The organism is Pseudomonas sp. MIL9 (genome assembly GCF_016887925.1).
Classification (GTDB): domain Bacteria; phylum Pseudomonadota; class Gammaproteobacteria; order Pseudomonadales; family Pseudomonadaceae; genus Aquipseudomonas; species Aquipseudomonas mohnii.
Genome location: NZ_JAFEHE010000012.1, coordinates 1 through 18,380 on the forward strand (window position 1 = coordinate 1; position 18,380 = coordinate 18,380).

An 18,380-nucleotide genomic window follows, 5' to 3' on the forward strand; every position below is an offset into this window, starting at 1 on the left:
CTCGCTGTCGTTGGCTTCTATAAGAATGCCACCGTGGCGCACAGACGCCTCGGCTTGGGCGAGTCCATTCAATTACATGCCCTTTTATAGCCTCGCCCAGGCTCCGCATACCCTCTCCTACCCCCCAAGGGATATATACGCCGCAAAACCCTCATTGTTAGTTTGGCCCCCGACGCACTGATTCATCACTGCAAGGGAGCCCGCCTCGTGAACGACAACCAGCCAAGCGATATCGAATTCTGCAACGTGGTCAAACGCTACGGCCAGGTACAGGCTGTCAGTGGTTTGAATTTCGCCGTGCGGCGCGGTTCGTTCCATTCTTTCCTCGGCGGCTCGGGCTGTGGCAAAACCACCACCCTGCGCATGATCGCCGGGTTCGAACAGCCCACCAGCGGTGAAGTGCGCCTGGCGGGCAAGAGTGTGGCCGGCGTTCCGGCCTTCGAGCGGCCGGTGAACATGGTGTTCCAGCATTACGCGCTGTTCCCGCACCTGACCGTGGCACAGAACATCGCCTATGGCCTGCGCTATCGCACCCCGCGCCCCGACAAAAAACAACAGCTACGCATGGCCGATGAAGCCCTGGAAATGGTGCGCCTGAGCGGCTTCGGCCAGCGCAAACCGAGTGAGCTTTCCGGCGGCCAACAACAGCGCGTGGCCCTGGCCCGGGCACTGGTCAACAAGCCCACCGTGCTGCTGCTCGATGAACCGCTGGCGGCACTGGACCGCAAGTTGCGCAAGGAGATGCAGTCGGAATTGCTGCGCTTGCAACGTGAGGTCGGCATCACCTTCGTGCTGGTCACTCACGACCAGGAAGAAGCGCTGTCCATGAGCGACAGCATCAGCGTGATGCACAACGGCTCGATCATCCAGACCGCCACCCCGGAACAACTGTACGAAGCTCCGGCCAGCCGCTACGTGGCCGACTTTATCGGTGAGTCCAACCTGTTCAACGGCACCGTCCGCCATCTGAACGGCAGCTCGGTGGTCCTGCGCACCGAGCAGGGACTGGAACTCACCAGCCCGCTGACGCCCACCGGCAAGGCCCTGAGCGCGAACGCCGACGGCTGCATCGCCGTGCGCCCTGAACTGATCAGCATTGCCGGTGCCAGCGCCGACATGGCGCGGGAGGTGACCCTGCAAGGCTGCGTCGAGGACCGCATTTACCTGGGCAACACCACCGAATACCGCGTGCGCACCCAGGCCTTCGGCGTGGTCTGCGTGCGCGTGCCGCGCCAGCAGGACCACGGCGCCAATGCATTCGAACACGGCGCGGCTGTACGCGTCGGCTGGGATCACGCCAATGGCCTGGCCATGGCGTTGTAAGTCGTCGATTCGTTTCATCAACCGGATGGGGAGCGTGCTATGGACCAGAAGACCTTTATCAAAACCCTGCGCAGCTGGCAGAACGGCTCGATCAGTCGCCGCGACTTTCTTGGCCGTACCGGCCTCGGAATCGCCGCGGCGGTGGTCGCCACCCATATGCCCGGCCTGCTGACCTCAACGGCCGAGGCCGCCGAGCAGGGCAAACTGGGGGATCGCCTGTCGCTGGCGACCTGGCCGAACTACCACAGTCAGGAAAACCTCGACGCGTTCGCCAAGACCACAGGTGCGCGCGTATCGATGAGCGTGTTCGGCTCCAACGAAGAAATGCTCGCCAAGTTGCAGGCCGGCGGCAGTGGCTGGGACGTGCTGGTGCCGACCAACTACACCATCAGCACCTACGTCGGCCTGGGCTTGATCGAGCCCCTGGACCTGTCGCGCATTCCCAATTTCGATGCCTCGGCGTTCCAGCAGAAGTTCATGGCCCAGGGCACGGTCGACGGCAAGGTCTACGCGGTGCCGAAGAACTGGGGCACCACCGGCATGCTCTACGACACCGGCAAGCTGAAGAACGGCCCGACCAGCTGGAAAGAATTCTGGGCCGCCGCCCAGGGGCCTGCCAGTGGCCGCACCATGGTCCACGACTATCAACTCACCGCCATCGGCAACGCCCTGAAAAGCTTCGGCTACAGCTTCAACTCCCTGGACCCGAAAGAACTGGCCGATGCCGAAAAACTGCTGATCGAAGTCAAGCCACACCTGTTCGCCATCAACTCCGACATCCAGCCGTCGATGCGCAGTGGCGACGCCTGGCTGGCCATGTCGTGGACCGGTGACGCCTCGCAGCTGCATCGCGACAACGCGCAGATGCAGTTCGAGCTGGGCAAGGAAGGCGGCGAGCTGTGGAGCGACTTCTTCGCCATTCCGAAAAACTCGGAGCACAAGGACGCCGCCTACGCCTTCATCAACTACCTGCTCGACCCGCAGCACAACAAGCTCGAAGTGCTGAGCCACGGCTACCCGAGCGGTGACAAGCGAGTCGATGCCCTGCTGCCGACGGCCATGCTCAGCGATCCGATCATGTACCCGGCCGCCGAAGCCCTCAGCCCACTGGAATTCGGTGCGGCAGCGACGCTCACCAGCCCGGCCCGCGCCGAACTGATGGCCCGTTTCAAATCCGCCTGATCACTTGCCATGGCCAACGAGGAGTCGCCCATGAATGCCGCCGCCCACCCGCAAACGGTGCAGCCGGGCAGTGCCCTGTCAGTCGAGGTGCGCCCACGGCGCAGTCTCGGCCGGCGGATCACCCTGCTGATGCTCTTGCCTTCGACCCTGTGGTTCCTGCTGCTGTTACTGATGCCGCTGGTGATCATCCTGGTCTTCAGTTTCGGCGAGCGCAGCGCCGTGGGCGGGTATGCCGGGGGCTTCACGCTGGCCAACTACCTGAACCTCGGTTCGCGGGCGGCGGCGTTCGGCAACACGCTGGTGTTGGCGCCACTGGGCACCCTGGTGTGCCTGGTGGCGGCCTACCCGCTGGCGTACTTCCTCGCCGTCAAGGTCAGCAAAAACCGTTCGCTGTTGCTGACGCTGGTGATCGTGCCGTTCTGGACCAGTTTCCTGATCCGCACCTACGCGTGGATTTTCATCCTCAGCGGCAAGGGCATTCCGGCGCTGCTGGCCAGCCTTGGCCTGGAAGATGTGCGGCTGATCAACACGCCCTGGGCCGTGCTGATCGGCATCGTCTACGGCTACTTGCCGCTGATGGTGTTCCCGATCTACGTCAGCCTGGAAAAACTCGACAAGCGCCTGCTCGAAGCCTCGGCGGACCTGGGTGCCAGTGCCTTCGAGAGCTTTCGCAGGATCACCCTGCCCCTCTCGGCACCGGGGATCATCACCGGGGTGATGCTGGTGTTTATCCTGCTGATGGGCGAGTTCCTGATCCCGGCCATTCTCGGTGGCGGCAAGGTGTTCTTTGTCGGCAACGCGCTGGTCGACCTGTTCCTGCAATCGCGCAACTGGCCCTTCGGCAGTGCGCTGGCGATGACCCTGGTGGCGATGATGTTGCTGATCATCGGCCTGTATTTGAAGCTCGTGGCGCGCTACGGCGGCCGCCCTGCCGACGGAGGCCTGTGACATGTGGCTGCGCAGCTATTCGACTTCGCTGTACCTGTTTCTCTACGCGCCGATCGCCCTGATCATCCTGTTCAGCTTCAACGCCGGGCGTAGTGGCCTGGCCTTCGAGTGCTGCTCGGTGCAATGGTTTGGCCGTGCCTTCGACAACCCGTTCATCATGGAAGCCCTCGGTCACAGCGCCTTCATTGCCTTCTGTTCGGCGGTGCTGGCGACGCTGTTCGGCACCCTCGCGGTGTTCGGTCTGCAGCGCGCCGGACGCAAGGTTCGCCTGCTGTTCGATGCCCTGACCTATTGCGCGATCATTGTCCCGGGCATCGTCATCGGCATCTCGACCCTGATTGCCTTCATCAGCCTGTTCGACCTGATCAACCCGCTGCTGGCGAGCTGGATGCCCAGCGTGCCACGGTTGAACATGGGGTTCTTCACCGTGATCGCCGCGCACTCGCTGTTCACCATGGCGCTGGTCATGGTGATCGTGCGCAGCCGTGTCGACTCGCTGGACAAGGCGCTGCTGGAAGCCTCCGCCGACCTGTACGCCCCGCCCATGCAAACCTTCTGGCGGGTGACCCTGCCGCAGATCAGCCCTGCGATCATGGCCGGGTTCCTGCTGGCGTTCACCTTCAGCTTCGACGACTTCATCATCGCCTTCTTCGTCGCCGGTTCCGAGACGACGTTGCCGATCTACATTTTCTCTTCCATCCGCCGCGGCGTGACGCCAGAGATCAACGCGATCTCGACGGTCATCATCTGCGTGTCGCTGGCACTGTTATTCACTTCCCGCTCTCTGCAAAACCGCCAGACCGGCGTTCAGGAGTCGCACCATGCGTGATCAGCTATACATCAACGGCGAGTGGGTCAGCCCGGACCTGGGCGGCTATCTGGAGGTCGTCGACCCGGCCACCGAACACGTATTCCACCGGGTGGCGGCCGGCACCGAAGAGGACGTCGACCATGCCGTGCGCGCCGCCAGGCGCGCCTTCGACAATGGCTGGAGCCAAACCACCGGCGCCGAGCGCGCGCAGTGGCTGGAGGCCCTGGCCGATGAACTGGAAAGTGGCCAGTCCGCGCTGGCGGAACTGGAGGTGCGCGACAACGGCAAACCCTTGCCCGAAGCGCAGTGGGACATCGGCGATGCGATCGGCTGTTTTCGCTATTACGCCGGCCTGGCCCGTGAACTCGACGAACAGCAGGACCAGCCCCTGGCATTGCCGGACGCCCGTTTCCGCTGCCGTATCCGCCACGAGCCGATTGGCGTGGCCGGGCAGATCATCCCGTGGAACTACCCGCTGCTGATGGCCGCCTGGAAAGTGGCTCCAGCCCTGGCGGCGGGCGCCACGGTGGTGTTGAAGCCGTCCGAGCTGACGCCATTGACAGCGCTGGAGCTGGCCGCCGCCGCTGACCGTATCGGCCTGCCGGCGGGCGTGCTCAACGTGGTCACCGGGCTCGGCGCCGAGGCTGGCAGCCCGCTGACCGAGCACCCCGGCGTGGACAAACTGGCCTTCACCGGCAGCGTGCCCACGGGCGCGAAAATCATGTCGGCCGCGGCCCGTGACATTAAGAACATCAGCCTCGAACTGGGCGGCAAGTCGGCGTTCATCGTGTTCGACGACGCGGATGTCGAAGCTGCCGTGGAGTGGATTCTGTTCGGAATCTTCTGGAACCAGGGCCAGGTGTGCAGCGCCACCTCGCGCCTGTTGGTGCAGGACAGCATCGCCCCGCGTTTGATTGAACGACTGGTGGAAGAAACCCGCAAGATCACCATCGGCCCGGGCCTGGAGCCGGGCGTGCTGCTGGGGCCTCTGGTCAGTCAGGGCCAGTACGACAAGGTGCTCGGTTTTATCGATCAGGGCCTGGCCAGCGGTGCGCGCCTGCTCACCGGCGGCCGCCGGCCAGCACATTTGCCAGAGGGTTACTTCATCGAGCCGGCGATCTTCGACGAACCGGGACACAGCAGCATTCTCTGGCGCGAAGAAGTCTTCGGCCCGGTGCTGTGCATCAAGCGCTTCAACACCGAAGAACAAGCCGTGCAAATGGCCAACGCCAGCCGCTTCGGCCTCGCCGCTGCGGTGATGAGCGCCGACCTGCAACGCAGCGCACGGGTGGCCAACCAGTTGCGCGCCGGGATTGTCTGGGTCAACTGCTCGCAACCGACCTTCGTCGAAGCGCCGTGGGGCGGCATGAAACACAGCGGGATCGGCCGTGAGCTGGGGGAATGGGGCCTGCACAATTATCTGGAGGTCAAGCAGGTCACCGAGTACGTCAGCGAGCAACCCTGGGGCTGGTATTTGAAGTAAACAGACCGACCGCTTCGCGAGCAGGCTTGCTTCCACAATGTGATCTTCAACGACCTCAAAAACCGAGGTTGCTCACGGTCCCTGTGGGCGCTGGCTTGCCCGCGATGACGTCGGCACCGCCCACAAAACTGTCGACCGCCAGGCCGCCGTTGCGAACAGTCTCGCTCCCACACTCGTCGTGAAGGGTTAAGATGAAACGCCCTTCAATACACGACGGAGTTGATCAATGCGCATTGCTTTGCTGTCCGATGTCCACTTGTCCGTCAACGCGATCCCTTTTCCCGTCGTGGATGCCGATATTGTCGTGCTCGCCGGAGACATCGCCCGGCCGGCTGCCGCCATCGAGTGGGCCAAAGCCTGTCCTGCTCCGATCGTGTACGTCGCCGGCAATCATGAGTTTTATGGCAGCGACCTGACCTCCACCTGCGAGCAGTTGAAACGGTTGTCCCAAGGCACAGCGATTCACGTATTGGAGCGCTCGGAGTATGTCCACGACGGCGTACGGTTTTTGGGCTGCACCTTGTGGTCTGACTATCGTTTGTTCGATGACGCACAGGACCGGGCCCAGGGCGTAGACCTGGCGACGGCGCTCATCCGCGACTTCAGCCACATCAAAATCTCCCCCGATTTTCCCGACCTGTTCACGCCGGCCATCTCCCAGTTGATGTTCCTGCAGACCGTCGCCTGGCTGGATGAATGCTTCAGCCGCGACAGCGCCCTTCCCACGGTGGTGGTTTCCCATTTCGCGCCGACACGCTCGAGCATCAGCCCGGCCTTCGCGAATTCACCGATCAATTCGAGTTTTGTTTCAGACCTCGAACAGCGGATCAAGGACTGGCAGCCGGCGCTTTGGTTGCATGGCCACACCCACGGGAGCTTTGATTATCGAGTGGGCAACACCCGCGTCATTTGCAATGCCCGGGGCTACGCAAAAAATGGCATCAATGAAAACCCGGACTTTGATGATGCCTGTGTGATTGAGCTGGATACCTGACGCGTCAATCATGCGCGCTGAGGGTCGTCCCTATTCGACATTCAGCTGCTTTCACGCCATGGCCGCCGCACGCGCGTGGTACAACAGCCCTGTCTACCAGGACGCGCGCAGTATCGGCTTGACCGCCCCACCCGGGTGGTATTGAGTCCACGAACCACGTGATCACAGCAAACACACTATGGGGGTCCATCTCGTGAGCAATAAGCCCTACGTCCCACCCAAGGTCTGGATAAACGACGCCCCGTCCGGCGGCCAGTTCGCCAGCATCAACCGCCCAACTGCGGGCCCGACCCATGACAAGGCGTTGCCGATCGGCAAGCATCCCCTGCAGCTTTATTCACTGGCCACACCCAATGGCGTGAAGGTGACCATCCTGCTTGAGGAACTGCTGGCGCTGGGCAAAACCGGCGCCGAGTACGACGCCTGGCTGATCCGCATCGGCGAGGGAGATCAGTTCTCCAGCGGCTTCGTCGAGATCAATCCGAACTCGAAGATTCCGGCGCTGCTGGACCGCAGCGTCGAGCCGCCGATCCGTGTCTTCGAGTCCGGTTCGATCCTGCTTTACCTGGCGGAAAAGTTCGGCGCCTTCCTGCCCACCGATCCCGCAGGGCGCACCGAAACCCTGAACTGGCTGTTCTGGCAGATGGGTGCGGCGCCCTACCTGGGTGGCGGGTTCGGGCACTTTTACGCCTATGCGCCGGAGAAGTTCGAGTACCCGATCAACCGTTTCGCCATGGAAGCCAAGCGTCAGCTGGACGTCCTCGACCGCCGTCTTGCCCAAAGCCCGTACCTGGCCGGTGACCGCTACACCATCGCCGATATCGCGGTCTGGCCCTGGTACGGCCAGTTGGTGCGGGACAAGGTGTACTCGGCTGCCGAGTTTTTGTCTGCGCATGAGTACACCCATGTGCAACGCTGGGCCGAGGAGATTGCCAACCGGCCGGCGGTCATTCGGGGTCAGCGTGTCAACCGGACGTGGGGGGATGAGGCGAGCCAGGTGCCTGAACGGCATCAGGCCGAAGATCTGAATTAACCGCGCCCGCTAGCCACCGCCTCAAGCAGCAGCGTCCCAGTCGGCGGCAAGGTCGACTGGGACGCTTGCCAACGACATGACCATTACGCCACGGAAGAGGCGGTCGTTCCGGAATCAGGGCCAGCGTCCCGATCAATCCGCCTGCACGGTGACCTGATGCTGCTCACCCAGGCCGGTAATGCCCAGGCGAATGGTCTGGCCGGGGCGCAGGAAGACAGGGGCAGGCTTGATCCCCAGGCCCACGCCAGGCGGTGTGCCGGTGGAAATCACATCGCCAGGTTGCAGGCTCATGCATCGACTGAGGTAGGCAATCAGCTGTGGCACAGTGAAGATCAATGTCCGCGTATTGCCTTGCTGGTAGCGGTGGCCGTCGACCTCCAGCCACAGGTCCAGCACATGGGGATCGGCGACTTCATCGCGGGTCACCAGCCACGGGCCGAGCGGGCCGAAGGTGTCGAAGCCTTTGCCCTTGTCCCAGGTGCCGCCGCGCTCCAGTTGCCACTCGCGCTCCGACACGTCGTTGATGACGCAATAACCGGCGACGTGCTCCATGGCGTTCGCCTCGTCGATGTAGCGCCCGCCTTTGCCGATGACCACCCCGAGTTCGACTTCCCAATCGGTCTTGAGCGAGCCGCGCGGGATCTCGATGTTGTCATTGGGGCCGCCGATGGCACTGGTCCATTTGCTGAAGATGATCGGCTCTTTCGGCACTTCCATGTTCGACTCGGCCGCATGGTCGGCGTAGTTCAAACCGATGCAGATAAATTTACCGACCTGCCCGACACAGGCACCGATCCGTGGCAGCCCTTCAACGAGGGGCAAGCTCAGCGGGTCGATGGCCGCAAGCGCCGCCAGGCTGTCCGGGTACAGGACCTGTCCGGCGATATCCGGCACATGACCCGAGAGATCGCGGAGCCGATTGTCGGCATCCAGCAGGCCGGGCTTCTCCGAACCTTTTTCGCCATAACGCAACAGTTTCATGGGGTTCTCCTGCTTGATCGAAAAATACTGACCGGTTTCAGATGCTCATGCCGCCATCGATGACATGCACACCACCGGTGGTGTAGCTGGACGCGTCGCTGCCCAGGTACAAGGCCAATCGGGCAATTTCCTCGGGGCTACCGATACGCCCCATCGGCTGGCGGTCGAGGAATTGCTGGTAGACCCGGGTTTCGTCGACGCCCTGTTGTGCCGCCTGGGCCGAGATACGCTGGCGCAACGACGGAGACTCCACGGTGCCGGGGCAGATCGCGTTGCAGCGAATGCCCTGGCCGATGAAGTCCGCCGCGACGGCCTTGGTCAGCCCCACCACCGCCGCCTTGCTGGCAGCATAGGCGAACCGGTTGGGTACGCCCTTGATGCTGGACACCACCGACGACATGTTGATGATCGAGCCGCCGCCACGCGCCAGCATGCCCGGCAGAAACGCGCGGATCATCCGGTACATGGCGGTGACATTGATGTCCATCGAACGCGCCCAGGCCGCTTCGTCGCACTCTAGGATGTTGCCGCTGTGCACGTAGCCAGCGCAGTTGAACAGCACATCCAGGCCACCGATACGTTCACAGGCCTGGCTGATGGCGCTCGCCGACGTCACGTCCAGCGTGAGGGCGGTGATGCCTTCGACACCTTCCAGCGCGCGGATATCGATATCACTGGCAAACACCTCGGCACCGGCCCGGGCAAAGGCGATGGCGCTGGCCATGCCGATGCCCTGCCCGGCCGCCGTGACCAGCACCCGCTTGTGTTGCATGTTCATGCTGTTTCCAGTTTGGCAGTGGCGATGGCGACTTTCGGGGACCGGCCGAGCATCGAGGCGGGAATGGCCAGGATCAGCCCACCGCTGACGAACAGGCACAGCGCCAATACGTAAGTGCCATTGTTGATATTACCGGTGAGGTTTTCCGCCACGGCGGTGATCATCGAACCGGTGAAGCCGGACAGGTTGCCGAAGGCGTTGATCATGCCGATACCGGCCGCTGCGGCGACGCCGGACAAGACTGTCCCCGGCAGGGTCCAGTAAATCGGCATCAGGCTGAGAATCCCCGAGGCGGATACGCTAAGAAACAGCACGGACAGCACCAGGTTGTCGGCGAAATAGGCGCTGAGCATCAGCCCCAGGCCACCGATGAACGCCGGAATCGCCGCATGCATGCGTCGCTCTCCGGTACGGTTGGAGTGCCGCGCATTGAGCAGCATCGCGACCACGGCCACCGCGTAAGGAATGGCGGTCAGCAAACCGATGTGCAGGCTGTTGGTGATACCGGTGCTCTTGATGATCGAAGGCATCCAGAACGCCAGGCCGTAAAAGCCGGTGTTGAAGGTCAGCAGGATCAGGACCAGCAACCACACCCGCGGATTGAAGAACACTTCGCTCAGGCGTGAAGCCTTGCCCTGGTTATCGGTTTGCAGATTGGCCTTGAGCATGGCCTTTTCTGCCGCGGACAGCCATTTGGCGGAATCGATGTTGTTCGCCAGGCAGACGATCACGACGAACGCCATGATGATCGAAGGAATGCCCTCGATGATCAGCATCCACTGCCAGCCGGACATGCCGTGCACGCCTTGCATGCTGTTCATCAACCAACCGGACAGTATTCCGCCCAGGGTCAGGCTGATCGGCATGGCCATCAGGAACCCGGACATCACGCGGCTCTGGCGGTGAGTCGGAAACCAGTAGTTGAGGTACAGAATCACCCCTGGGAAGAAGCCCGCTTCACAAATGCCCAACAGGAAGCGCAGCATGTAGAACATCGTGCTCGATTCGATGTGGAACACGCCCGCCAGCGGCACGGTGAATGCCACGGCCATGGAGATCACGGCCCAGGTCAACATGATCCGGGCGATCCAGAAGCGTGCGCCGAAGCGATGCAGCAACAGGTTGCTCGGTACTTCAAACAGGAAATAGCCCCAGAAGAACATACTGGCGCCCAAGGCGTAGACGGTGTTGCTGAATTGCAGCTCGTTGAGCATGTCGAGCTTGGCGAAGCCGATGTTGACCCGGTCCAGATACGCGGCCATGTAGCACAGGAGCAGGACGGGAAGGATGCGCCAGATGACTTTGCGGTAGGTCCGGTCTTCAAAGTCTTGTTCGCTGGCTTGCGCCTGCGCGGGCAAATGCTCGGATATGGTTTGCATGGAGGTAACCCCTGGGCATGTGGACATGCCTGATTGTTTTTATCGAATGGGTTACGCCGAGTGAGCGGTTCACTCGGCGGTGATGCCGGCTACAGCGCCTGGGTGGTTTTCTCTCCGTTGACCAGGCGCGTCAGCCCCAGTGGATTGCGGTTTTTGAGCGCCTCGGGGAGCAAGGCGTCGGGGAAGTTCTGGTAGCACACCGGGCGCTGGAAGCGGTCGATGGCCAGGGTGCCCACCGAGGTGCCACGGGCATCGGAAGTCGCCGGCCAGGGGCCGCCGTGAACCATGGCATCGCAGACTTCCACGCCGGTGGGATACCCGTTGACCAGCACGCGGCCGACCTTCTGTTCGAGTACGGCCACCAGGTCGGCAGATTGCTCCAGCTCCGCCGGTTCACCGATCAGGGTGGCGGTCAGTTGCCCGCGCAACCCTTGCAGGGCCGCCAATAGCTCAGTCCGGTCAGCCACCTCGACCACCACGGTGGCCGGGCCGAAGATTTCTTCCTGGAGCAATTCGTTGCCCGTCAGCAACAGGTTGACATCCGCCTGGAACAATTGCGCCCGGGCCTGATTGCCTGCCTGCGCCTGCCCGGCCAGATGGGTGATCTGCGGATGCGCGAGCAAGGTTTCGCAACCGTGCACATAACTGCGCAGGCCGCCGGCGTTGAGCATGGTTTGCGCCGGCTGATCGGCCATCAGGGCACTGAGTGTCTGTACGAAGCGGGTGAATGCCGCAGAGCGTATGCCGATGACCAGGCCGGGATTGGTACAGAACTGCCCGGCGCCCATCACCACCGACGCGGCCAGCTCGCTGGCGATACGCTCGCCACGTACTTGCAGGGCCTCGGGCAAGACCAGCACCGGGTTGATGCTGCTCATCTCGGCGAACACCGGGATCGGTTGCGCACGTGCAGCCGCCATGTCACACAGCGCCCGGCCGCCCTTGAGCGAGCCGGTGAAGCCGACCGCCTGGATCTGTGGATGCTTGACCAGCGCTTCACCGACGCCAGCACCGAAAATCATGTTGAACACACCCGCCGGCATCCCGGTTTTCTCGGCGGCACGAATGATCGCTTCGGCGACCCGTTGCGCCGTCGCCATATGCCCGCTGTGGGCCTTGAACACGACCGGGCAGCCGGCAGCCAGCGCGGCGGCGGTGTCACCACCGGCGGTGGAGAAGGCCAAGGGAAAATTACTGGCGCCGAACACCGCCACCGGGCCGATGCCCAGGCGGCATTGACGCAGATCGACTCGCGGCAAAGGTTGGCGTGCCGGAAGCGGCAGGTCGATGCGGGCGCCGTAGAAGTCACCGCGCCGCAACGCCTGGGCAAACAGACGCATCTGACCGCTGGTACGGGCTCGTTCGCCCTGGATACGGGCGGCTGGCAACGCGGTTTCCTGGCTGACCAGGGCGACGAAATCATCGCCCAGCGCATCCAGTTCAGCGGCGATCGCTTCGAGAAATTGCGCCCGGCGCTCGGCGGACAGATTGCGGTAAATCGGGCTGGCCTGGGCGGCAGCCGAGGCAGCGGCGTCCACTTCCTCGACCGTAGCCTGAATGAAAGCCGTGGGCAGTGGTTGCCCGGTGGTCGCATCAATGCTGTGCAGCACCACCGACCCGGCGGCGCTACGGCCACCGGCGATGAAATTGTGTCCGGACAGTTCGGGCATGACAGTCTCCTGACCCTGATTGGAAGCTGGTCGATACTCTACTGTCGCGAACCGATTCTTTCCCAATGGCATTTTTGGATTAACCGATAACGAAACGTTATCGAAAATCGCGTTTTTTTGGCAGCGGCCAGCCCCGCAGGAGCCGGCACGTTTCAATTGGCCGTATCGCTGGCCAGCCGCGCGTTTTCCTTGAGGATCTCGGCGAACTCCAGGGCCGCACCGAGCAGATGCTCGCCCTTGCGCGTGAGGATCCCGTAGTCCTGTGGCACCAGGTGCAACGGCGTATCCAGGGTTTTCAACTGTCCGCTGTCGAGCAGCGGATTGACCATGGCGTTGGGCAGCATCCCGATCATCGCCCCGCGTTGCAGGACCTGGAGAAAGGTCTGCATGGAAATGGTATCGACGGTGTTTTTCGGCATCCCTACCCCGGCTTCGGCGAAGGCCAGCTCCATGCGTGCGCGAATCGGCGTGCCGACCGGGTAGAGAATCCAGGGCAAATCCACCAATTGCTGCAACGAGGTCGGGCCAGCGCCGGCCAATGGATGACGGCTGTTGACCACGATGCAGAACGGCTCGGGCGCCAGTGGCTGGAAATCATAGCGCTGCTGCTGGCTTTGTTCGGTGAAGCGGGCAACCGCCAGATCGAGCTTTTTCTCTTCGAGCATTTCCATCAGGTGATTACTGGTTTGCTCCACCACTTCAATCGACAGCAAGGGCCAGCGTTGCTTGATCTGCAGGATCGCCTCCGGCAGCGCCACCGCCGTGGCGGCAAAAATCCCGCCGACCTTGAGGTGACCATGACCGCCCTCGCGCAGACTGCCGATCTGCTCGACGAACGAGCGGGCATCGTTCAGTGCGATCTGCGCGTAACGCAGCACATGCTCGCCCAGCGCCGTGGGCGGCATGCTCCGCGGCTGGCGTTCGAACAGGGCAAAGCCGAGCAGGCTTTCGATTTCCTTGAGCATCTTGCTGATGGCCGGCTGGCTGAGGTTCATCTGCTGCGCCGCCAGGTGCATGTTGCGCGTGCGCCCCAGCGTGTCGATCAGCAACAGATGGCGGAATTTGAGCCAGCCGCAGACGCTGGAGAAGGACAGTTCTGACATGGGCATTCCCCGAAGAAGCAATAACCGGAAGTTATCGAATACTGAATATATCTCATTGGAGTTTATCGACTGGCCGCCCTAGCGTGAAGGCTTTACGAACCAGGAAGATTCCTCATGTCGCTACTGCTTACGCCTGAAAACACCCTGCCGGTCGACGGTGTGGCCGGTACTCTGATCGGCCGCGCCTGGGTTCCCGGCCAGATCGCCGGGCCATCGCCGATTGTCCTGCGCGCGGACGGTGTGTTCGATCTGTCGGACCGTTTCGCGACCTTGAGTGACTTGTTGGAATCGGACTCGCCGCTGTCGGCCGTACGCCAGACTCCCGGCACCTTCATCGCCAGTGTCGAGGCCCTGCTGGCCAACACCGGCCCCGATGCTGATCCGACCAGGCCTTACCTGCTGCCGCCCCTGGATTTACAGGTGATCAAGGCGGCCGGTGTCACCTTCGCCGCCAGCATGATCGAGCGGGTGATCGAGGAGCAGGCCGGCGGTGACGCCGCAAAGGCCGAAGCCGTTCGCGCCACCGTGCATGGGGTCATCGGTGACAACCTGCGTTCGATCGTGCCCGGCTCCGAGCAGGCCATGCGTTTGAAAGCCTTGCTGATCGAACAGGGCATGTGGTCGCAATACCTTGAAGTCGGTATCGGTCCGGACGCGGAGATTTTCACCAAGGCCCCGGTACTCGCCGCCGTCGGCAGCGGCAGCCGCATCGGCATTCACCCCGGTTCGCAGTGGAACAACCCGGAACCGGAAGTGGTGCTGGCGGTGAACAGCCGTGGCCAGATCCATGGCGCAACCCTGGGCAACGATGTGAACCTGCGGGATTTCGAAGGCCGTAGCGCCCTGTTGCTGAGCAAGGCCAAGGACAACAACGCTTCCTGCTCCATCGGGCCGTTGATTCGCCTGTTCGATGAACACTTCAGCCTCGACGACGTGCGTGCCTGCGTGGTCGACCTCGAGGTGCAGGGCGAGGACGGTTACCGGATGCAGGGCTCGAGCTCCATGAATCAGATCAGCCGCGACCCGCAGGACCTGGCCAGCCAGACCCTCAACGCCAATCACCAATACCCTGACGGCTTCCTGCTGTTTCTCGGTACTCTGTTCGCCCCGACCGAGGATCGCGATCATGCCGGAAGCGGCTTCACCCACAAACTCGGCGACCGGGTCAGCATCAGCAGCCCGTTGCTCGGCAGTCTGCACAACCGCGTCACCCACAGCTGTGACGCCGAGCCCTGGACCTTTGGCGTGAGCGCCCTGCTGCGTAACCTGGCTGCCCGAGGACTGCTCGCTCGCTGAAGCGACCACAGATTGTCGATTCATCCAATGACAAGAGAGACCCGATCATGAGTGACATTCCAAAACGCCGCCTGCGCAGCGAGCAATGGTTCAACGACCCTGCCCACGCGGACATGACTGCCCTGTACGTCGAACGCTACATGAACTACGGCATGACCCGTGAAGAGTTGCAGTCGGGCCGCCCGATCATCGGTATCGCCCAGACCGGCAGCGACCTGACGCCGTGCAACCGCCATCACCTGGAACTGGCCCAGCGGGTCAAGGCCGGCATTCGTGACGCCGGGGGCATTCCCATGGAGTTTCCGGTGCACCCGATCGCCGAGCAATCCCGTCGACCGACCGCCGCGCTGGACCGTAACCTGGCCTATCTGGGGCTGGTGGAAATCCTCCACGGCTACCCGCTGGACGGCGTGGTGCTCACCACCGGTTGCGACAAAACCACCCCCGCCTGCCTGATGGCCGCCGCGACCACCGACCTGCCCTCCATCGTCCTGTCCGGCGGGCCGATGCTCGACGGTCACCACAAGGGTGAACTGATCGGCTCCGGCACCGTGCTCTGGCACGCACGCAATCTGATGGCGGCCGGGGAAATCGATTACGAAGGCTTCATGGAAATGACCACCGCAGCATCGCCTTCGGTGGGCCACTGCAACACCATGGGCACCGCCCTGTCGATGAATGCACTGGCCGAAGCCCTGGGCATGTCGCTGCCCGGCTGCGCAAGCATTCCGGCGCCCTATCGGGAACGCGGACAAATGGCCTATGCCACCGGCAAGCGCATCTGCGAACTGGTGATGCAGGACGTCCGCCCGTCACAGATCATGACCCGCGAGGCCTTCGAGAACGCCATTGCCGTGGCCTCGGCACTGGGTGCCTCAAGCAACTGCCCTCCGCACCTGATCGCCATCGCCCGGCACATGGGCGTCGAATTGAGCCTGGATGACTGGCAGCGCATTGGCGAAGACGTGCCGCTGCTGGTCAACTGCATGCCGGCCGGCAAGTACCTGGGCGAAGGTTTCCACCGCGCGGGCGGTGTGCCGGCGGTCATGCATGAACTGCAAAAAGCCGGGCGACTGCACGAAGACTGCGCCACGGTCAGCGGCAAGACCATCGGCGAAATCGTCAGCGGCACCCTGACCAGCAACGCCGACGTGATCTATCCCTTCGAGACCCCGCTCAAGCACCGCGCCGGTTTCATCGTGCTCAGCGGCAACTTCTTCGACAGCGCGATCATGAAGATGTCGGTGGTCGGCGAGGCGTTCCGCAAGACCTACCTGTCCGAACCCGGCGCGGAAAACAGCTTCGAAGCACGGGCCATCGTGTTCGAAGGGCCGGAGGACTATCACGCGCGGATCGACGACCCGTCGCTGGATATCGACGAACGCTGCATCCTGGTGATTCGTGGCGCTGGCACCGTGGGCTATCCCGGCAGTGCCGAAGTGGTGAACATGGCCCCGCCGGCGGCACTGATCAAGCAAGGCATCGACTCCCTGCCCTGCCTGGGCGACGGGCGCCAGAGCGGCACTTCCGCCAGCCCGTCGATCCTCAACATGTCGCCGGAAGCGGCGGTCGGTGGCGGCCTGGCGTTGCTGAAAACCAACGACCGCCTGCGCGTCGACCTCAACGCCAGATCGGTCAACCTGCTGGTCGATGAAGCCGAAATGGCCCGGCGCCGCGCCGAGTGGACGCCGAACATCCCCGCCTCGCAAACCCCCTGGCAGGAGCTTTACCGCCAACTGGTCGGGCAACTGTCCACCGGCGGCTGCCTGGAACCGGCGACCCTGCACCTGCGAGTCATCGCCCGCAGTGGCGGCGAGCCTCGGCATTCGCACTGACGGGTCGCTGCACGGCTCTGCTGTCCCGGCACCGGCCGGGTTGGCAGGCCGTAGTGACTGTCCATGCGCTTCACTCCACGACAAAAGACAGGGCCGCCAATAGCAATCATTCGGCGCCAAAGGCCTCTTACCATCCTGGTTCTTCATCCAAAAACAAGAGAAGAACCATGGCCGCCATCCTTCAGAAACAGGGCGACAGCACCGATTTTTCGGTCGCCGCCGTCGCCGACACACACCGCATGAGTAAACCCTCGCTGACGATGGCCTGGTGGGGCATTTGCAGCGCGATGTTCTGGCTTGTCGTTTCCGCCACCCTGGCGATGACCTTCGGCACTCAAAACGCGATCATCGGCCTGCTGTTGTCGGTCGTGACCTACGCCGCCATCAATGGCGTGATTGCGCGCTATGCGATCAAGACCGGACTGTCGGTCGCGCTGTTTTCGCGGGTGCTGTTCGGGCGCAAGGGCGCGGTCCTCGCGACCTTGATCTTCTTCGCCACCGCGACCTATTACAGCGTGTTCGAAGGCTCGGTGATTGCCATTGCAATTCAACAGTACGTGCCGTCCTTGTCGATCAATCAGGCCTACCTGTTGGTGGTGCTGTACAGCGTGCCGTTGATTTTCGGCAGCGTGCAAAACTGGATGGACAAGCTCAACGGCGTGTTGCTGCCCTTCTACCTGATCGGTCTGGTCGCGCTGGTCGCGGTGACCATCGAACAATACGGCTACAGCGCGGCCTGGCTGCAGATGGGACCGGCGAGCGGCCCGGTGGCGAATGGCTGGTGGGATTGTTTCAGCTACTTCATGGGCGTGTGGATCCTGATGATGTACACCTGGGACTACGCTCGTTTCGGCCGCAAGGAAGACGCCACCTACCACGCCCGCTTCAACTTCGGCCTGCCCTTCTACACCTTCACCTTTTTGATCAATGGCCTGGTCGGGATTTTCCTGGCCGGGACCATTCCTACCCCCGGCGGCCTGAGCGAGGTGTCGGTGGTGATGGCGATCGTCGAGCTGATGGGGATCTGGGGCCTGATCTTCGTCTGGATCAGCCAGACGCGCATCAACTCGGCGAACTTCTACCTGGCGGCCACCAACATGCAGGCCTTTTTCGGCGGCATCGGACTGGCGAAAGTGCCTTACATCGCCTGGGCCATCGCCGTCGGCGTGCTGGTTTACACCCTGATGCGCCTGAACGTTTTCGCTTACATCCTGCAGGCGCTGTCGTACCAGAGCATCTTCGTGGTGGCCTGGGTGGCGATTGCCCTGGCGCACATTTTCTCGCCGCGCTACCCCCAACTGTTCCAGGACCGGATCGAATACCAGGTGGACAGGGTCAGCGCCTTCAACCCCTGTGGCCTGGGGGCGTGGTTCCTTGCCGCCGCCCTGGGCATTGCGCTGCTCAACTGTGGCCATGCGGCCCTGGCCACCTGGTCCGCACCCGTGACCTTCCTCAGTGCCTTCAGCGCCTATTGGCTGCTGCTGAACAACGCCAGGCGCAGCTGGTTCGTGCGCGCCAGTTGCAGCTGAAACCCGGCCACCGCATCGCAACCCTCAGTGCACGG

General features: G+C 62.8%; 15 protein-coding genes. 10 read left to right on the forward strand and 5 right to left on the reverse strand.

The genetic code is table 11. The features are described 5' to 3' along the window. Positions 1–207: 207 nt before the first annotated feature. From JQF37_RS14945 to yghU, 7 genes are all read left to right on the forward strand, one after another. Complete coding sequence (locus JQF37_RS14945; RefSeq protein ID WP_130207257.1) at positions 208–1,323, forward strand: ABC transporter ATP-binding protein; 1,116 nt, start codon at positions 208–210, stop codon at positions 1,321–1,323. 39 nt (positions 1,324–1,362) lie between these two features. Beyond that, entirely contained in the window at positions 1,363–2,505 is a 1,143-nt protein-coding gene (locus tag JQF37_RS14950; RefSeq protein WP_047530069.1) for a spermidine/putrescine ABC transporter substrate-binding protein, read from the forward strand. Positions 2,506–2,535: 30 nt separating this feature from the next. Continuing rightward, complete coding sequence (locus JQF37_RS14955) at positions 2,536–3,453, forward strand: ABC transporter permease (RefSeq protein ID WP_090462509.1); 918 nt, start codon at positions 2,536–2,538, stop codon at positions 3,451–3,453. A 1-nt stretch (position 3,454) separates the two neighbouring features. After that, positions 3,455–4,282, forward strand: coding sequence for an ABC transporter permease (locus JQF37_RS14960; protein ID WP_130207255.1), 828 nt, complete (start codon positions 3,455–3,457; stop codon positions 4,280–4,282). Continuing rightward, positions 4,275–5,747: an aldehyde dehydrogenase family protein gene (locus tag JQF37_RS14965; protein ID WP_130207253.1), complete on the forward strand. Its 1,473-nt coding sequence runs from the start codon at positions 4,275–4,277 to the stop codon at positions 5,745–5,747. Before JQF37_RS14960 ends, JQF37_RS14965 begins: the two co-directional genes overlap by 8 nt. Positions 5,748–5,973: 226 nt before the next feature. Continuing rightward, on the forward strand, positions 5,974–6,741 hold the full coding sequence (locus JQF37_RS14970) for a metallophosphoesterase (protein ID WP_103404417.1): 768 nt from the start codon (positions 5,974–5,976) through the stop codon (positions 6,739–6,741). A gap of 193 nt (positions 6,742–6,934) precedes the next feature. Beyond that, positions 6,935–7,774, forward strand: coding sequence for a glutathione-dependent disulfide-bond oxidoreductase (gene yghU / locus JQF37_RS14980; RefSeq protein ID WP_130207249.1), 840 nt, complete (start codon positions 6,935–6,937; stop codon positions 7,772–7,774). Between the two features lie 132 nt (positions 7,775–7,906). On the opposite strand, the gene JQF37_RS14985 is transcribed toward yghU, so the two are convergent. The 5 genes from JQF37_RS14985 to JQF37_RS15005 form a co-directional block, all read right to left on the reverse strand. Continuing rightward, the gene (locus JQF37_RS14985) at positions 7,907–8,755 is read right to left on the reverse strand and encodes an ureidoglycolate lyase (RefSeq protein WP_130207247.1); all 849 of its coding nucleotides are present in this window, start codon (positions 8,753–8,755) and stop codon (positions 7,907–7,909) included. Between the two features lie 37 nt (positions 8,756–8,792). Then, positions 8,793–9,533 (reverse strand): SDR family oxidoreductase, encoded by a 741-nt coding sequence (locus tag JQF37_RS14990; RefSeq protein ID WP_130207245.1) that lies wholly within the window; start codon positions 9,531–9,533, stop codon positions 8,793–8,795. Further along, positions 9,530–10,912, reverse strand: a complete 1,383-nt coding sequence (locus JQF37_RS14995) for an MFS transporter (RefSeq protein WP_130207243.1) — start codon at positions 10,910–10,912, stop codon at positions 9,530–9,532. Before JQF37_RS14995 ends, JQF37_RS14990 begins: the two co-directional genes overlap by 4 nt. Before the next feature lie 89 nt (positions 10,913–11,001). After that, positions 11,002–12,582 carry an aldehyde dehydrogenase (NADP(+)) gene (locus JQF37_RS15000; RefSeq protein WP_130207241.1) on the reverse strand — a complete coding sequence of 527 codons (1,581 nt, stop codon included), beginning with the start codon at positions 12,580–12,582 and terminating at the stop codon, positions 11,002–11,004. 152 nt (positions 12,583–12,734) lie between these two features. Then, positions 12,735–13,685, reverse strand: a complete 951-nt coding sequence (locus tag JQF37_RS15005; RefSeq protein ID WP_130207239.1) for a LysR family transcriptional regulator — start codon at positions 13,683–13,685, stop codon at positions 12,735–12,737. A 114-nt stretch (positions 13,686–13,799) separates the two neighbouring features. Here JQF37_RS15005 and JQF37_RS15010 point away from each other — a divergent pair, with 114 nt between their 5' ends. The 3 genes from JQF37_RS15010 (at position 13,800) to JQF37_RS15020 (ending at position 18,345) form a co-directional block, all read left to right on the forward strand. Next, positions 13,800–14,981: a fumarylacetoacetate hydrolase family protein gene (locus JQF37_RS15010; RefSeq protein ID WP_130207237.1), complete on the forward strand. Its 1,182-nt coding sequence runs from the start codon at positions 13,800–13,802 to the stop codon at positions 14,979–14,981. A gap of 47 nt (positions 14,982–15,028) precedes the next feature. Next, entirely contained in the window at positions 15,029–16,816 is a 1,788-nt protein-coding gene (locus JQF37_RS15015; protein ID WP_047530089.1) for an IlvD/Edd family dehydratase, read from the forward strand. A gap of 167 nt (positions 16,817–16,983) precedes the next feature. After that, the gene (locus JQF37_RS15020; protein ID WP_130207235.1) at positions 16,984–18,345 is read left to right on the forward strand and encodes an allantoin permease; all 1,362 of its coding nucleotides are present in this window, start codon (positions 16,984–16,986) and stop codon (positions 18,343–18,345) included. Positions 18,346–18,380 lie beyond the last annotated feature (35 nt).

What these genes read in the sequence shown, in the direction of transcription:
- JQF37_RS14950 (WP_047530069.1), top strand. Translation starts at nt 1,363, where the DNA reads ATGGACCAGAAGACCTTTATCAAAACCCTGCGCAGCTGGCAGAACGGC.
- JQF37_RS15005 (WP_130207239.1), bottom strand. Translation starts at nt 13,685, where the DNA reads ATGTCAGAACTGTCCTTCTCCAGCGTCTGCGGCTGGCTCAAATTCCGC.
- JQF37_RS14955 (WP_090462509.1), top strand. Translation starts at nt 2,536, where the DNA reads ATGAATGCCGCCGCCCACCCGCAAACGGTGCAGCCGGGCAGTGCCCTG.
- JQF37_RS15020 (WP_130207235.1), top strand. Translation starts at nt 16,984, where the DNA reads ATGGCCGCCATCCTTCAGAAACAGGGCGACAGCACCGATTTTTCGGTC.
- JQF37_RS15015 (WP_047530089.1), top strand. Translation starts at nt 15,029, where the DNA reads ATGAGTGACATTCCAAAACGCCGCCTGCGCAGCGAGCAATGGTTCAAC.
- JQF37_RS14960 (WP_130207255.1), top strand. Translation starts at nt 3,455, where the DNA reads ATGTGGCTGCGCAGCTATTCGACTTCGCTGTACCTGTTTCTCTACGCG.
- JQF37_RS15000 (WP_130207241.1), bottom strand. Translation starts at nt 12,582, where the DNA reads ATGCCCGAACTGTCCGGACACAATTTCATCGCCGGTGGCCGTAGCGCC.
- JQF37_RS14985 (WP_130207247.1), bottom strand. Translation starts at nt 8,755, where the DNA reads ATGAAACTGTTGCGTTATGGCGAAAAAGGTTCGGAGAAGCCCGGCCTG.
- JQF37_RS14990 (WP_130207245.1), bottom strand. Translation starts at nt 9,533, where the DNA reads ATGAACATGCAACACAAGCGGGTGCTGGTCACGGCGGCCGGGCAGGGC.
- JQF37_RS14970 (WP_103404417.1), top strand. Translation starts at nt 5,974, where the DNA reads ATGCGCATTGCTTTGCTGTCCGATGTCCACTTGTCCGTCAACGCGATC.
- JQF37_RS14965 (WP_130207253.1), top strand. Translation starts at nt 4,275, where the DNA reads ATGCGTGATCAGCTATACATCAACGGCGAGTGGGTCAGCCCGGACCTG.
- JQF37_RS15010 (WP_130207237.1), top strand. Translation starts at nt 13,800, where the DNA reads ATGTCGCTACTGCTTACGCCTGAAAACACCCTGCCGGTCGACGGTGTG.
- JQF37_RS14995 (WP_130207243.1), bottom strand. Translation starts at nt 10,912, where the DNA reads ATGCAAACCATATCCGAGCATTTGCCCGCGCAGGCGCAAGCCAGCGAA.